This is a genomic window from Pseudomonas sp. CFBP13508, from assembly GCF_005233515.1.
GTDB lineage: Bacteria > Pseudomonadota > Gammaproteobacteria > Pseudomonadales > Pseudomonadaceae > Aquipseudomonas > Aquipseudomonas mercuritolerans.
Window position 1 is genome coordinate 627740 of the sequence record NZ_QFZZ01000002.1, and the last position, 14422, is coordinate 642161.

Genomic DNA, 14422 nt, shown 5'->3' on the forward strand with positions numbered 1-14422 from the left:
CTTAGCGCCTGATCATGGGATCAAGGTGCTGGCGGAACGGCGTCGAAGATCATCGCCACGGAACCGGTGTAATCACCTGGCTGGAAGCTGTTGCCCTTGGCGGAGATTTTCAGCGGTGCGCGGTAGTTGACGTCAGACTCGGCTTCACCCACGACCAATTGCGGAGTCAGTGTCAGTTCCTTGTTGTTGAGCATTACTTGCAGGTCGATCGAACTGCTGCCGGAAACCAGTTTCGGCTGGCTTTCGAGGCTGGCATGAACCGAGCCATTGTTATTGCGCACATCGAAGAAACCATTGACTTCGGCCATTTTGCCGGTGCTTGGCTGATAGCTCATGTCCTGGTCCTTGTTGACCAGATCCGGGTCGGTCGGTACGACATAGAAACCATTGGTTGGCACGTGAGCGATCAGACTGATGGAGTGCGACGCTTCGCCCGCAGCGAAGGCGGTCGAGGACATTGCCAGAAGAGCCAGTGGAGCAGCGATTGCGATTTTCTTGAACATCGTTCAGTACCTGTTTGCTTTATATAGGGGGGTGTCATTGAAAGTTCACAAACGCTTTTGCTCATCGACCGCCGGAGCAACTTGAACTTTCAATGGCGGGCATCATCGACTGTTGCCTCTGGAATGTAAGCAGGCAACTTCCGACAAACTCGTAGTTAAACAACCCCACACCCCGCCAGAAAAAAGAACAAAAAACAGATACTTGCAACATTCACTGTAAGTTGCGCCCTACACACAGTTACAGGCAAAAAACCATACAGCAACTTAGCCGCTTTAAAGCGGCAACTTGCGAGGAATTAGAATATATACTCAACTACAACTAGAGCGATAACTTTAACTTTAAGGTCACCGCTTTGATTTCTGCATGAAAAAGCGTTTTCCGGCTATTTTTTGCCTTCACCGCTCGTCCGCCCAAGCCAAAGCGAGGTCAAAAACGTCTTGCGCAGGCCTTAAGATATATCTTAAGTTGTATCTAAATACGACGAGAGAGAAAGCATAAATGAGAGACCATCATTCCCCACACCGCGAGCACGGCGATGGCCGCGACGGCTTCGAGAAGCGCCCCGGTCGCGAACGCGGCGGCCGTGGCCCGCGCGTCTTCGCCCCCGGTGACCTGAAATTGCTGTTGCTGGCGCTGATCGCCGAGCAGCCCTGCCACGGCTACGACCTGATCCGGCAGATCGAAGGCATGTTCGACGGCGCTTACAGCCCCAGCCCCGGGGTGATCTACCCGACCCTGACCTTTCTGGAAGAGAGCGATCTGATCGCCGGTGATGCCGAGGCTGGCAAAAAGCGTTACAGCGTCACCGACGCCGGTCGTCTGTCTTTAAGTGAACAAGCGGTGGCGCTCGACGGCGTCCGCATGCGCATCGACGTCAGCAAGCGCTCGCTGCGCGGCCATGATCGTCCGGCGGAAATCCACGAAGCCGTGCATAACCTGCGCCATGCCTTGCAGCTGCACCACGGCCGCTGGAGCGCCGAAGAAATCCTGCGGGTGCGCGACCTGCTCAACGACACCGCCAAAGCCATCGTCGACGGCCCTGCCGTTCAACCTGCCTCGGAGAAAGCCGAATGACTGCAGTCGATACTCAAACCATTCACCGCGTGATGCACGAAATCAAACGGCGCAAACTTGAAGTGCTGCGCGTCACCGACCTGACCCCGCGCATGCGCCGCATCACCCTTGGCGGGCCGGAACTGGCCGGGTTCATCAGCCTCGGGACGGACGATCACGTCAAACTGCTGTTCCCGCAGAATGCCGAACAGGCCGCCGCGCTGGAAACCCTGCAACTCGGCGCCGGCAAGGACAACGGCCCGCTGCCGCAGATGCGCGACTACACCCCGCGTCGTTACGACCTGGAAAAAATGGAGCTGGACATCGATTTCGTCCTGCACGGCGACGGCCCTGCCTCGACCTGGGCGGAGCAGGCGCAACCGGGGCAGTTCCTGCATATCGGCGGGCCGCGCGGTTCGATGATCGTGCCGGACATCTTCGACAGCTACCTGCTGATCGGCGACGAAACCGCCCTCCCCGCCATCGCCCGCCGCCTCGAAAACCTCGCGGCGAATCGCAAGGCGCTGGTGGTGATCGAAGTGGAAAACGGTGCCGAGCAGCAAGTGCTGGAGAGCGCGGCGCAGTTCAATGTGATCTGGGTGCTGCGCGAAGATGGCAGGGACAATCTGCTGACTACCGTCAAGCAACTGCAAGTGCCCAAGGGCAATCTGTACGCCTGGGTGGCCACCGAGACAAAGGTCTCGCGGCAGATCCGCCGGGTGCTGATCGATGAGCATGGGCTCGATGAACAGTTCATCAAGGCGGTTGGCTACTGGCGGGCGGAAGGCTCTGACGAGGAGTGATTTTCCTCTGACCACAATTCCCCTGTGGGAGCGAGCTTGCTCGCGAAAGCGGTGTGTCAGTCAACATCCATGCAAACTGATACACCGCATTCGCGAGCAAGCTCGCTCCCACACTGGATCTCAACTTCGTGCGGACAATCTGCGGTCGAGACCGATAATCAGCAACCCCACCAGCACAAACCCCACCAAGATCCCGCCGGCATTCGCCAGCACCTGTGGATAACCCAGCACCGCCACATCAATGAACGGATACGCATAGGCGCCGAGCAGATGTCCGCGCAGCAAGGCGTAAATGAAATACACCAAGGGGTAGATCAGCCACAGCGGCAGGTGCCACAGGCGCAACGTGCCTTTGGGGACGCAGCGCCACCAATAGCCGAGAAACAGCAATGGCATGACGTCGTGGAGCAATTCATCGGCAACAAACTGCCAGCCTTCGGGATGCCACAAGTGCCGCAGCAGGATGCTGTAGGCCAGAGCGACGACGGCGATGCTCACAGCGATCCCGCTGCTGACCCACGGTTGCAGAAACCAGCGCCGCGCTGCGGATTCGCGCTCGGTGGCAGCGCAGGTCAATACCGTCGCCACCAGGGTGTTGGTCAATATGGTGAAGTAGCTGAAGAAACTCACCAGCCCGCCCAGCAGGCTGGCGCCGATGCTCAATCGTGCGAAGAGAATCAGGTACAGCTGAATTGCCAGCCCCGCCCAGCCCAACACGGCCAGGCCGGTGATCAGGCGTCGGCGCCTCGCGCTGTCCATCTCAAAGCGGTCGCTTGGTGCGCATCAGCTTCACGTACAGGCGTTCGACCTTCTCCCGCGCCCATGGGGTTTTACGCAGGAAGGTCAGGCTCGACTTGATGCTCGGATCGCTCTTGAAGCAACGGATGTCGATACGCTCGGCCAGCCCCGACCACTCGTAGTGAGCAACCAGTGCATTGAGGATCTGTTCGAGGGTCACGCCGTGCAGCGGATCGGGGGATTGTTCGTTCATGCCGGGCCTTTGGGCGAAGTGTTATGCAGAAGCCGCGCACCTTAGCCGAGGGGCCGGGCGGGTGGAAGGCCTTCCTTTCAAATGTAGGTCAAGGTCAAAAGATCGCAGCGTTCCGCAGCTCCTACAGGTACGCATTTCAACACGAGAGCTGCCGAAGGCTGCGACCCTTTTCGTACTGTTACCAAATCCGAAAGGATGCATGTTCATAAAAGGCCTTTGTCTTTTTGTAACAGATCATTATCCTGCCGCCCTTCCGCTGAAACGCTTCACTGCCTGCGACAATCTGAAGCGCTCGGCCTGCACTTGAAAAACATCAAAAAAAGACTTCTACATGCCTGACTTTTCCTTCTCCCGGGACAGCGCTATCTCTGCCCTGCGCACCCTTGGCGGCTGCACTGCCCTCGGCCTTGCCACCTGCGTCCACGCAGCTCCCGCGTTCGACAGTGAATCACCGTACATGCTCGGTGACTGGAACGGCACGCGCACGGAACTTGCGGAAAAAGGCTACGACTTCAAACTCGATTACACCGGCGAAATGGGCAGCAATCTGCACGGCGGTTACGATCACGACCGCACTGCGCGCTACAGCGACCAGTTCGGCCTCGGCACGCATCTGGACCTGCAGAAGATTCTCGGCTGGGACGACGCCGAGTTTCAGTTGACCATCACCAAACGAAGCGGCAACAACATCAGCAACGACCGCATCAACGACCCGCGCGTTGGCGGCTTCACTTCCGCCCAGGAAGTCTGGGGCCGTGGCCAGACCACGCGCCTGACGCAGATGTGGTATCAGCAGAAATTCTTCGATCAGAAACTCGATATCAAGGTCGGCCGCTTCGGCGAAGGCGAAGACTTCAACAGCTTTCCCTGCGACTTCCAGAACCTGGCCTTCTGCGGCTCGCAGGTCGGCAACTGGGTCGGCGGCATCTGGTACAACTGGCCGGTCAGCCAGTGGGCGCTGCGGGTCAAATATCACCTGACGCCAGAGCTGTATGCGCAGGTCGGCGCCTATGAGCAGAACCCGTCGAACCTCGATCGCGGCAACGGTTTCAAACTCAGCGGCAGCGGCACCCAGGGCGCGATCCTGCCGATCGAACTGGTGTGGACGCCGAAGCTCAACGGCCTGCCGGGCGAATACCGCGCCGGTTACTACTACAGCAATGCCAAGGCCTCTGACGTTTATAAAGACCAGAACGGCCAACCGGCAGCGCTGAGCGGCGAAGCCTACCGCAGCGCGTCGAGCAAGCACGGCGTGTGGCTGGGCGTGCAGCAGCAGGTGACCAGTATCGCCAGCGACCACTCGCGCGGCTTGAGCCTGTTCGCCAACGCGACGATGCATGACAAGAAAACCAATTCCATCGACAACTACGTGCAGGCCGGCCTGACCTACAAAGGTCCGTTCGATGCCCGCGCCAAGGATGACATCGGTTTCGCCCTCGCTCGTGTGCACGTCAACCCGGCCTATCGCAAGAACGCCGAAATGACTAACCGCGCCAACGCCGTCTACGACTACGACAATCCGGCGTTCCTGCCACCACAGGACACCGAATACAGCGCCGAGCTGTATTACGGCGTGCACGTGACCAACTGGCTGACCGTGCGCCCGAACCTGCAATACATCCGCCACCCCGGTGGCGTGAATGACGTCGACGACGCCCTGATCGGCGGGATCAAGATCCAGTCGTCGTTCTAAAGATCACAGTTAGCCCCTGTGGGAGCGAGCCTGCTCGCGAAGGCGGCCTGTCAGTCGCTGCAGTGGTGCCTGATACACCGCTTTCGCGAGCAGGCTCGCTCCCACAGGAATGCATTTCGTTAGCCGAACAAGTTTTTATCTGAACCATGCCTGCGCCGAATCGTCATCTAAAGTGACTACAGCGCGGGACTACATAAACGTCACGGAGAATCACACTATGAGCACCGAAAGTGCTTCGAGCCGGGGTCGGTTGCTACCCGCCCTGCTCGGCATCCTGCTTCTACTGATGGGCCTGGCCATGCTGGCCGGGGGAATCAAGCTGAGCACGCTTGGCGGCTCGCTGTACTACCTGCTGGCCGGTATCGGCATCGCATTGACCGGCGTTCTGCTGCTGATGCGCCGCCGCGCGGCACTGGGCCTGTACGCCATCGTGCTGTTTGCCAGCACGGTGTGGGCATTGTGGGAAGTCGGTCTGGACTGGTGGCAACTGGTGCCACGTCTGGCGCTGTGGTTTGTCCTCGGCTTCGTGATGCTGCTGCCGTGGTTCCGTCGTCCGCTGCTGCTCAACGGCCCGGCGAAAATCGGCACTGGCGGTCTGACCGTCGCGGTAATTCTGGCCGGCGTAACCGCTCTGGCCAGCCTGTTCACGCATCCGGGCGAAACCTTCGGCGAACTGGGCCGCGACACCGCAGACATGACCAGCACCGCACCGGCCATGCCGGACGGCGACTGGCAGGCCTACGGTCGTACCGAGTTCGGTGACCGTTACTCGCCGCTCAAGCAGATCACCCCGGAAAACGTCGGCAAGCTGCAGGAAGCCTGGCGCATCCAGACCGGCGACCTGCCAACTGCGGATGACCCGGTCGAGCTGACCAACGAAAACACCCCGCTCAAAGCCAACGGTATGGTCTACGCCTGCACCGCGCACAGCAAAGTGCTGGCACTGGACCCGGACACCGGCAAGGAAATCTGGCGCTTCGATCCACAGATCAAGAGCCCGGTTGGCTTCAAGGGCTTCGCCCACATGACCTGCCGTGGCGTGTCGTACTACGACGAAGCCGCCTATGCCAAGTCTGAAAACGCCGGTTCCGCTGTCATCTCCGAAGCCGGCCAGGCCGTTGCCCAGGCCTGCCCGCGTCGTCTGTACCTGCCAACCGCTGATGCCCGCCTGATCGCGTTGAACGCCGACACCGGCAAGATCTGCGAAGGCTTTGGTAACAAGGGCGTAGTCGACCTGACCCAAGGCATCGGCCCGTTCACTGCTGGTGGCTACTACTCCACCTCGCCAGCGGCGATCACCCGTGATCTGGTGATCATGGGCGGTCACGTCACCGACAACGAATCGACCAACGAGCCATCGGGCGTGATCCGCGCCTTCGACGTGCGCGACGGTCACCTGGTGTGGAACTGGGACAGCGACAAGCCGGACGCCACCGAGCCTCTGGCCCCGGGCGAAACCTACAGCCGCAACTCGGCGAACATGTGGTCGCTGGCCAGCGTCGATGAAAAACTCGGCATGGTTTACCTGCCACTGGGCAACCAGACTCCAGACCAATGGGGTGGCAACCGCACCCCGGGCGCCGAGAAATTCAGCGCCGGCCTCGTCGCCCTGGACCTGGCCACCGGTAAAGTGCGCTGGAACTACCAGTTCACCCACCATGACCTGTGGGACATGGACGTCGGCAGCCAGCCAACCCTGCTCGACATGAAAACCGCCGACGGCGTGAAACCTGCGCTGATCGCTCCGACCAAGCAGGGCAGCCTGTACGTTCTCGATCGTCGTGACGGCACGCCCATCATTCCGATCAAGGAAATCCCGGTACCGCAAGGCGCCGTGAAAGGCGACCACACCGCACCGACCCAGGCCCGTTCGGACCTCAACCTACTGGCCCCGGAACTGACCGAAAAAGCCATGTGGGGCGCCAGCCCGTTCGACCAGATGCTGTGCCGCATCCAATTCAAGGAACTGCGTTACGAAGGCCAGTACACCCCGCCGTCGGAACAAGGCAGCCTGATCTATCCGGGTAACGTCGGCGTGTTCAACTGGGGCGGCGTCTCGGTCGATCCGGTTCGCCAGCTGCTGTTCACCAGCCCGAACTACATGGCCTTCGTCTCGAAAATGGTGCCACGCGAGCAAGTCGAAGCCGGCAGCAAACGCGAGAGCGAAACTTCGGGCGTGCAGCCAAACACCGGCGCGCCATACGCGGTGATCATGCACCCGTTCATGTCGCCACTGGGCGTACCGTGCCAGGCCCCGGCCTGGGGCTACGTCGCCGGTATCGACCTGACCACCGGCAAAGTCGTGTGGAAACGCAAGAACGGCACCAGCCGCGACAGCTCGCCAATCCCGATCGGCTTCACCCTCGGCGTACCGAGCATGGGCGGTTCGATCGTGACTGCCGGCGGCGTCGGCTTCCTCAGCGGCACCCTCGACCAGTACCTGCGCGCCTATGACGTGAATACCGGTAAAGAACTGTGGAAATCGCGTCTGCCAGCCGGCGGCCAAGCGACCCCGATGACCTACACCGGCAAGGACGGCAAGCAATACGTGCTGCTCGTTGTTGGTGGCCACGGCTCGCTGGGCACCAAGATGGGTGACTACATCATTGCGTACAAACTGCCGGATTAAGCGTTAGCGGGTGGTAATGAAAAGGCGATGTCCCATGGGGGCATCGCCTTTTTTTGTGTGCGCATTTTGGCAAGCACCGCGAATACCTGTGGGAGCGAGCCTGCTCGCGAAGGCGTCGGCACATTCGGCAGTAATGGTGCCTGACACACCGCATTCGCGAGCAGGCTCGCTCCCACAAGGAAACCGAATGCATCCGTTAGATGGTCGACTGCCAGGTCGCCATCGCGAGCAGGCTCACTCCTACAATTGGAATGGGTGTAGGCAAAGAGAAATCGGTCGGCTGTCAGGCCGCATTCGCGAGCAGGCTCGCTCCCACAGAAAAGCAAAGCAGCGCAGCTGCCCGCGGCGAAGCCGCCCCACTCAACAATGAGCGCAAGCTCGAGTAACGCTCTTGATCTTGCTTTTGATCCACCGGCGACGTCGGAAGGCTGAGCGGAGGGATTGATCCGGGCGTGGGAGCGCAGCGACCGTCTGGCGCAGCCAGACACAGCGGAAGGAGGTGCAGCGAAGCAAACCGGAGCCGCTGCGCCCGGATCGATCCCGCAGCGAAGGAACCCGAGCCTGCGAGGGCCGAACGCAGGAGCAAGCCTTTTCGGTTACCTTTTTGGCGTTTGAAAAAGGTGACCCGCCGTAAGGGCGGAACCGTAACCAGCAACACCCGCAGAAACGGATATTCACCCAGACCACCCAGAGCATGGCCGGCCCGAAGGCCGCCAAGGTCAAAAAACCTGTCCCCCCCTGAACACACAAGCAGAAACACACCCGCCCCATTGAAACCACCCCACCCCTGCCCCATCTAACACCCCATACCCCATTGCGCAGGTGCCCCATGACCGACCAGCAAGATCGCCCGGACAACCACGACGATTACGAAACCGACCACATCGAACACACCTCCTCCGGCACCGGCCTGGCGCTGCCCGGGCAAAACCTGCCGGACAAGGTCTACATCATCCCGATCCACAACCGTCCGTTCTTCCCGGCCCAGGTCCTGCCGGTCATCGTCAACGAAGAACCGTGGGCCGAAACCCTCGAACTGGTCAGCAAATCCGAACACCACTCCCTGGCCCTGTTCTTCATGGACACGCCCCAGGAAGACCCTCGCCACTTCGACACCGGCGCCCTCCCCGAATACGGCACGCTGGTCAAGGTCCACCACGCCAGCCGCGAAAACGGCAAACTGCAATTTGTCGCCCAGGGCCTGAGCCGTGTGCGCATCAAGACCTGGCTCAAGCACCATCGCCCGCCGTACCTGGTCGAAGTCGAATACCCGCACCAGCCCACCGAGCCGACCGACGAGGTCAAGGCCTACGGCATGGCGCTGATCAACGCGATCAAGGAACTGCTGCCGCTCAACCCGCTGTACAGCGAAGAGCTGAAGAACTACCTCAACCGCTTCAGCCCCAACGACCCATCGCCGCTGACCGACTTCGCCGCCGCCCTGACCTCCGCCACCGGCCCCGAGCTGCAAGAAGTGCTCGACTGCGTGCCGATGCTCAAGCGCATGGAGAAAGTCCTGCCGATGTTGCGCAAGGAAGTCGAAGTCGCGCGCCTGCAAAAGGAGATTTCGGCAGAAGTTAACCGCAAGATCGGCGAGCATCAGCGCGAATTCTTTCTCAAGGAGCAACTCAAGGTCATCCAGCAGGAACTTGGCCTGACCAAGGACGACCGCAGCGCCGACCTCGAACAGTTCCAACAGCGCCTCGAAGGCAAAACCCTGCCGGCGCAGGTGCAAAAACGCCTCGAAGAAGAAACCCACAAACTGTCGATTCTTGAAACCGGCTCGCCGGAATACGCGGTCACGCGCAATTATCTGGACTGGGCAACATCGGTACCGTGGGGCGTGTACGGCGAGGACAAACTCGACCTCAAGCACGCGCGCAAAATTCTCGACAAACACCATGCGGGCCTCGACGACATCAAGGATCGCATTCTCGAATTCCTCGCCGTCGGTGCGTACAAAGGCGAGATCAGCGGCTCGATCGTGCTGCTGGTCGGCCCGCCGGGTGTGGGTAAAACCAGCGTTGGAAAATCCATCGCCGAATCCCTCGGCCGGCCGTTCTACCGCTTCAGCGTCGGCGGCATGCGCGACGAAGCCGAAATCAAGGGCCACCGCCGCACCTACATTGGCGCGCAGCCGGGCAAACTGGTGCAAGCGTTGAAAGACGTCGAGGTGATGAACCCAGTGATCATGCTCGACGAGATCGACAAGATGGGCCAGAGCTACCAGGGCGACCCGGCCTCGGCGCTGCTGGAAACCCTCGACCCGGAACAGAACGTCGAATTCCTCGACCACTACCTCGACCTGCGCATGGATCTGTCGAAGGTGCTGTTCGTCTGCACCGCCAACACCCTCGACTCGATCCCCGGCCCGTTGCTGGACCGGATGGAAGTGATTCGCCTGTCCGGCTACATCACCGAAGAAAAAGTCGCCATCGCCAAGCGTCACCTGTGGCCGAAACTGCTGGAAAAGGCCGGCGTATCAAAAGGCAGCCTGAGCATCAGCGACACCGCGCTCAAAGCCCTGATCGACGGTTACGCCCGTGAAGCCGGCGTGCGTCAGCTGGAAAAGCAAATGGGCAAACTGGTGCGCAAAGCGGTGATGAAGCTGATCGACGATCCGAAAGCGGTGATCAAACTCGGGCCGAAAGACCTCGAAGCCTCGCTCGGCCATCCGGTGTTCCGTAATGAACAAGTGCTGTCCGGCACCGGCGTGATTACCGGTCTGGCGTGGACCAGCATGGGCGGCGCCACCCTGCCGATCGAAGCCACGCGGATTCATACCTTGAATCGTGGGTTCAAGCTCACCGGGCAACTCGGCGATGTGATGAAGGAATCGGCGGAGATTGCCTACAGCTACGTCAGCTCGCACCTCAAGCAGTTTGGTGGTGACGCGAAGTTCTTCGACGAAGCCTTCGTCCACCTGCACGTACCCGAAGGCGCGACGCCAAAGGACGGCCCGAGCGCCGGCGTGACCATGGCCAGCGCCCTGCTCTCGCTCGCGCGCAATCAGCCGCCGAAAAAAGGCGTGGCAATGACCGGCGAACTGACCCTGACCGGGCATGTACTGCCGATCGGCGGCGTGCGCGAGAAGGTGATCGCGGCGCGGCGGCAGAAGATTTTCGAGCTGATTCTGCCGGAGCCGAACCGGGGTAATTTTGAAGAACTGCCGGATTATCTGAAGGAAGGGATAACCGTGCACTTTGCCAAGCGGTTTGCGGATGTGGCGAAGGTGTTGTTTTGACCGGTAGCCCGTAGCCCCTCACCCCAGCCCTCTCCCTAGGGAGAGGGAGCCGACCGAGTTGGCTTGCGCTATTCATCGACCTGAAATACCTAGGCGATTATGGATGCGCTGACGCGCGCTCAGGTCGGCATACCTCGCCAATATCCCGCGGTCAGTCCCCTCTTCCTCTGGGAGAGGGCTAGGGTGAGGGCTTGGCGTTAGTCCAGTAAACGCGGCACCCGGCTGTCACACTTTGTCTCATCTTCAGTTATGCTCGCCGTTCGTCGTAACCGCCGGAGCTGCTGACCCCATGTCCCCCATTCGCCTGTTTCTCCCCCTCGCCCTTTCCTTGCTGGCCGCCTGCGCCACGCAACCGAAACACAACGTGACCGTGGAAAAACAAAGCGAATGCCCCGTACGGCTCAATGTCGGGCAAAACCTGATCATCAGCCTGCCAAGCAACCCGACCACCGGCTACCGCTGGGCGATTCAGGATTCGGCTGGCGGCGTGTTGCGCGCGCTCAGCCCGGAGGTTTACAGCAATCCGGAAGATGCCGGCGTGGTGGGCGCAGCGGGGGTTTCGACCTGGCGCTTCCAGGCCTTCGCGGCCGGCACCGGGCGTTTGCGCCTGACTTCGCAACAACCGTGGGCACCGGAAGTGCTGCCAGTGGAAACCTTTGACTGCGCCATTTCGGTAAATTGATCGTGTGCTGGCTGATTCTGGCGCTGATGGGCGCGGTGACGTTTCTCTACGGTGTCAGCACCCATGCGGCGTTGCTGTGCCTGTTGGTCATACCATTGCCGTTGCTGGCGCTGCTCGGCTGGCTGCACGATGCGCCGCCCAGCGACTATCGGCGCTGGATCAGCCTGGTCCAGCTACCGGCTGGACCAGTAGGGCATCGCCGCTTCGGCGTTTAATAACGATGAAAAACTTAACCAAAGTTCATAACCATAAACTGCTCAACGTATCTCGAAACGTTATAAAAACCTGTCAGTTCTGACAGTAGCCGGTATATTCCTGCCTGCTTAGTATTCCTTGGGTTAACTCATCACCAATCTAACCAAGGAAGAACACCATGAGCTTTTTCAAGAAGAAAACTTCTGCACATCAGTTGGATCCTTTTATCTCCGTCAACTGCGATCTCAAGGCCAAAATTTCCAACCGAGTAGAGCTTTATACTCAAAACTTTGAATTCGCTCAGGACAGCAACAGCGATTCGATTGCACTGCTTGGGCGTGCCTATGAAAACGGCTTTGGCAGTTCAAAAAAAGGGATGAGCTTCGTTTTTTCCCGCAATATTCAATCAGACACTTATACCCCTGGCGCAGCGTTCCCGTTTCAAGAACTCTATTATTTCGAGTCTGGCGCCAATGACGATTTCTTGACTTTCTACACTTACAAACCTGAAAGCGGGAGTGTTTCCGTTGAGGTCGTGGCAAACAGCTCTGAACAGTTGAGCTACATTTTGAACTTTGACTTTAAAGGCAAGGACGATAGGACCGAAACTCTGCGAGTCGTTGGTGAAGCAAAATTCAATGTGTTTATGCGTAGTCGGTAATTCACCCTGATGATGAATGACCAAGTCTCGCTCCTCGACTTGGTCATTCATTGCTCCTTCCCGCCATCCGCTGCACGCGCTGCCTGGCAGAGCAATATCCCCGCGCTTTATCAGACAACCCAAGCATCCGCGTCCCACTTTGGCTAAAATGCCGGCCTTTTCCATCGACACCGCCGGACGCCGCCGTGAGCAAAGAACCCGATCGCCTATTCGCCCAGCCCTTGGCCCAGGTGCCTGACTTCGCCTTCAATGAAGACGTGGTGCGGGTGTTCCCGGACATGATCAAGCGCTCGGTGCCGGGTTACCCGACCATCGTCGAAAACCTCGGCGTGCTCGCCGCGCAATTCGCCCAGCCCAACAGCGTGCTCTACGACCTCGGTTCGTCGCTCGGCGCAGTCACTCAAGCCCTGCGCCGTCATGTACGCACCGACGGTTGCCGGGTCATCGCGGTGGATAACTCGGCGGCGATGGTCGAGCGCTGTCGCGAATACCTCAACGGTCAGGATTCGATGTTTCAGGAACTGCTGCCGGTGGAGGTAATTGAGGGCGATATCCTCGCGCTGCAATTTGAGCCCGCCTCCGTAGTCGCGCTGAACTTCACCCTGCAATTCATCGCCCCGGACCAGCGCACCGCGTTGCTCTCGCGGATTCGCCAATCGTTGTTGCCCGGCGGCGCGCTGATTCTCTCGGAAAAGCTGCGCTTCAACGATGCCGAAGAGCACGCGCTGCTCACCGACCTGCACGTAGCGTTCAAACGCGCCAACGGCTACAGCGAACTGGAAATCGCCCAGAAGCGCAGCGCCATCGAAAACGTCATGAAGCCCGACAGCCTCGAAGAACACCGCGAACGCCTGCTGGCCGCCGGGTTCTCGAAAGTCGTGCCGTGGTTCCAGTGTCTTAACTTTGCCTCGTTGATTGCCTTGCCATGATTGATCTGTCCCCCCTCGCCCGCCGTCTGGCCGGTACACCGCTGGCCGAATGGGCCAACACCCTGCAAGCGCAACTCGACAAGAAAATGGACAAAGGCCACGGCGATCTGGAGCGCTGGCAAAGTGCGCTGGACGCCTTGCCGAAGATCCAGCCAAGCGAAGTCGACCTGCTCAACGGCCTGAAACTCGACACCGATTGCGACGACGACACTCGCGCACAGATGCGCACCGCGCTGATGGGCCTCTCGCCGTGGCGCAAAGGGCCGTTCGATCTGTTCGGTGTGCATGTCGACACCGAATGGCGTTCGGACTGGAAGTGGTCGCGGGTCTCCCCGCACCTCGACCTGAAGGGCAAACGCATCCTCGATGTCGGCTGCGGCAACGGCTACTACATGTGGCGCATGCTCGGCGCCGGTGCCGACAGCGTGATCGGTGTCGACCCCAACTGGCTGTTCTTCTGCCAGTTCCAGGCCGTGCAACGCTACCTGTCCGAGCCGAATGCCTGGCACCTGCCATTCCCGTTCGAAGACCTGCCGCCGAATCTGGAAGGCTTCGACACGGTGTTTTCCATGGGCGTGTTCTATCACCGTCGCTCGCCGATCGAGCATTTGCTGGCGCTGAAGGATTGCCTGGTCAAGGGCGGCGAACTGGTGCTGGAAACCCTGGTGGTCAAAGGCGACAAGCATCAGGTGCTGGTGCCGGAAGATCGCTACGCGCAGATGCGCAACGTGTGGTTTTTACCGTCGGTGCCGGCGCTTGAGCTGTGGCTGCGGCGGGCGGGTTTCAGCGATATTCGTTGCGTGGATGTCAGCACAACCACGGTGGAGGAACAGCGCGGGACGGAGTGGATGAAGTATCAATCGCTGAGCGATTTTCTGGATCCCGAGGATCACAGCAAAACCATTGAAGGGCTGCCGGCGCCGATGCGGGCGGTTATCGTCGCCAGGAAGTAAGCGTATTTTCCCATGACCGCGGTGGGCCTACCCCTCACCCCAGCCCTCTCCCCAGGGAGAGGGAGCTGATTGTTGAGCTATTCAA

12 protein-coding genes and 2 pseudogenes are annotated in these 14422 nt (G+C 59.9%); 11 read left to right on the plus strand and 3 right to left on the minus strand.

Annotated features, from left to right (window positions below; genetic code table 11):
* Window positions 1-20 precede the first annotated feature (20 nt).
* The gene (locus PspCFBP13508_RS07245; protein WP_130909645.1) at window positions 21-503 is read right to left on the minus strand and encodes a CS1 type fimbrial major subunit; all 483 of its coding nucleotides are present in this window, start codon (window positions 501-503) and stop codon (window positions 21-23) included.
* A 499-nt stretch (window positions 504-1002) separates the two neighbouring features.
* On the opposite strand from PspCFBP13508_RS07245, the gene PspCFBP13508_RS07250 reads away from it, so the two are divergent.
* The 3 genes and pseudogenes from PspCFBP13508_RS07250 to PspCFBP13508_RS27600 form a co-directional block, all read left to right on the plus strand.
* Entirely contained in the window at window positions 1003-1578 is a 576-nt protein-coding gene (locus PspCFBP13508_RS07250; RefSeq protein WP_130909644.1) for a PadR family transcriptional regulator, read from the plus strand.
* Window positions 1575-2360 (plus strand): siderophore-interacting protein, encoded by a 786-nt coding sequence (locus PspCFBP13508_RS07255; protein ID WP_137214083.1) that lies wholly within the window; start codon window positions 1575-1577, stop codon window positions 2358-2360. Before PspCFBP13508_RS07250 ends, PspCFBP13508_RS07255 begins: the two co-directional genes overlap by 4 nt.
* 24 nt (window positions 2361-2384) lie before the next feature.
* Window positions 2385-2471 (plus strand): annotated as a pseudogene (locus tag PspCFBP13508_RS27600) (metal ABC transporter ATP-binding protein); the annotation flags it as partial.
* A 9-nt stretch (window positions 2472-2480) separates the two neighbouring features.
* On the opposite strand, the gene PspCFBP13508_RS07265 reads toward PspCFBP13508_RS27600, so the two are convergent.
* The gene (locus PspCFBP13508_RS07265; protein WP_137214084.1) at window positions 2481-3119 is read right to left on the minus strand and encodes a Pr6Pr family membrane protein; all 639 of its coding nucleotides are present in this window, start codon (window positions 3117-3119) and stop codon (window positions 2481-2483) included.
* Between the two features lies 1 nt (window position 3120).
* A complete protein-coding gene (locus tag PspCFBP13508_RS07270) occupies window positions 3121-3351 on the minus strand; it encodes a VF530 family protein (RefSeq protein ID WP_073473244.1) in 231 nt (76 codons plus the stop codon).
* A gap of 331 nt (window positions 3352-3682) precedes the next feature.
* Between PspCFBP13508_RS07270 and PspCFBP13508_RS07275 the strand changes: the two genes are divergently transcribed.
* The 8 genes and pseudogenes from PspCFBP13508_RS07275 to cmoB all read left to right on the plus strand — a co-directional run bounded on the left by PspCFBP13508_RS07275 (window position 3683) and on the right by cmoB (window position 14337).
* Window positions 3683-5044: a carbohydrate porin gene (locus PspCFBP13508_RS07275; RefSeq protein WP_137214085.1), complete on the plus strand. Its 1362-nt coding sequence runs from the start codon at window positions 3683-3685 to the stop codon at window positions 5042-5044.
* 217 nt (window positions 5045-5261) lie between these two features.
* The gene (locus tag PspCFBP13508_RS07280; protein WP_137214086.1) at window positions 5262-7673 is read left to right on the plus strand and encodes a glucose/quinate/shikimate family membrane-bound PQQ-dependent dehydrogenase; all 2412 of its coding nucleotides are present in this window, start codon (window positions 5262-5264) and stop codon (window positions 7671-7673) included.
* Between the two features lie 829 nt (window positions 7674-8502).
* Window positions 8503-10917, plus strand: coding sequence for an endopeptidase La (lon, locus tag PspCFBP13508_RS07290; protein ID WP_024014191.1), 2415 nt, complete (start codon window positions 8503-8505; stop codon window positions 10915-10917).
* Between the two features lie 289 nt (window positions 10918-11206).
* On the plus strand, window positions 11207-11599 hold the full coding sequence (locus tag PspCFBP13508_RS07295; RefSeq protein ID WP_056790115.1) for a protease inhibitor I42 family protein: 393 nt from the start codon (window positions 11207-11209) through the stop codon (window positions 11597-11599).
* Between the two features lie 2 nt (window positions 11600-11601).
* Window positions 11602-11766, plus strand: a pseudogene (locus tag PspCFBP13508_RS07300) (lysoplasmalogenase); the annotation flags it as partial.
* Between the two features lie 206 nt (window positions 11767-11972).
* Complete coding sequence (locus PspCFBP13508_RS07305) at window positions 11973-12455, plus strand: hypothetical protein (protein WP_130910397.1); 483 nt, start codon at window positions 11973-11975, stop codon at window positions 12453-12455.
* 185 nt (window positions 12456-12640) lie between these two features.
* Window positions 12641-13384: a carboxy-S-adenosyl-L-methionine synthase CmoA gene (gene cmoA, locus PspCFBP13508_RS07310; RefSeq protein ID WP_041479911.1), complete on the plus strand. Its 744-nt coding sequence runs from the start codon at window positions 12641-12643 to the stop codon at window positions 13382-13384.
* On the plus strand, window positions 13381-14337 hold the full coding sequence (cmoB, locus tag PspCFBP13508_RS07315; RefSeq protein ID WP_137214088.1) for a tRNA 5-methoxyuridine(34)/uridine 5-oxyacetic acid(34) synthase CmoB: 957 nt from the start codon (window positions 13381-13383) through the stop codon (window positions 14335-14337). Before cmoA ends, cmoB begins: the two co-directional genes overlap by 4 nt.
* The last annotated feature ends 85 nt before the right edge of the window (window positions 14338-14422 follow it).

Coding starts and splice junctions, on each gene's coding strand:
- PspCFBP13508_RS07245 (WP_130909645.1), bottom strand. CDS start 503: ATGTTCAAGAAAATCGCAATCGCTGCTCCACTGGCTCTTCTGGCAATG.
- PspCFBP13508_RS07250 (WP_130909644.1), top strand. CDS start 1,003: ATGAGAGACCATCATTCCCCACACCGCGAGCACGGCGATGGCCGCGAC.
- PspCFBP13508_RS07255 (WP_137214083.1), top strand. CDS start 1,575: ATGACTGCAGTCGATACTCAAACCATTCACCGCGTGATGCACGAAATC.
- PspCFBP13508_RS07265 (WP_137214084.1), bottom strand. CDS start 3,119: ATGGACAGCGCGAGGCGCCGACGCCTGATCACCGGCCTGGCCGTGTTG.
- PspCFBP13508_RS07270 (WP_073473244.1), bottom strand. CDS start 3,351: ATGAACGAACAATCCCCCGATCCGCTGCACGGCGTGACCCTCGAACAG.
- PspCFBP13508_RS07275 (WP_137214085.1), top strand. CDS start 3,683: ATGCCTGACTTTTCCTTCTCCCGGGACAGCGCTATCTCTGCCCTGCGC.
- PspCFBP13508_RS07280 (WP_137214086.1), top strand. CDS start 5,262: ATGAGCACCGAAAGTGCTTCGAGCCGGGGTCGGTTGCTACCCGCCCTG.
- lon (WP_024014191.1), top strand. CDS start 8,503: ATGACCGACCAGCAAGATCGCCCGGACAACCACGACGATTACGAAACC.
- PspCFBP13508_RS07295 (WP_056790115.1), top strand. CDS start 11,207: ATGTCCCCCATTCGCCTGTTTCTCCCCCTCGCCCTTTCCTTGCTGGCC.
- PspCFBP13508_RS07305 (WP_130910397.1), top strand. CDS start 11,973: ATGAGCTTTTTCAAGAAGAAAACTTCTGCACATCAGTTGGATCCTTTT.
- cmoB (WP_137214088.1), top strand. CDS start 13,381: ATGATTGATCTGTCCCCCCTCGCCCGCCGTCTGGCCGGTACACCGCTG.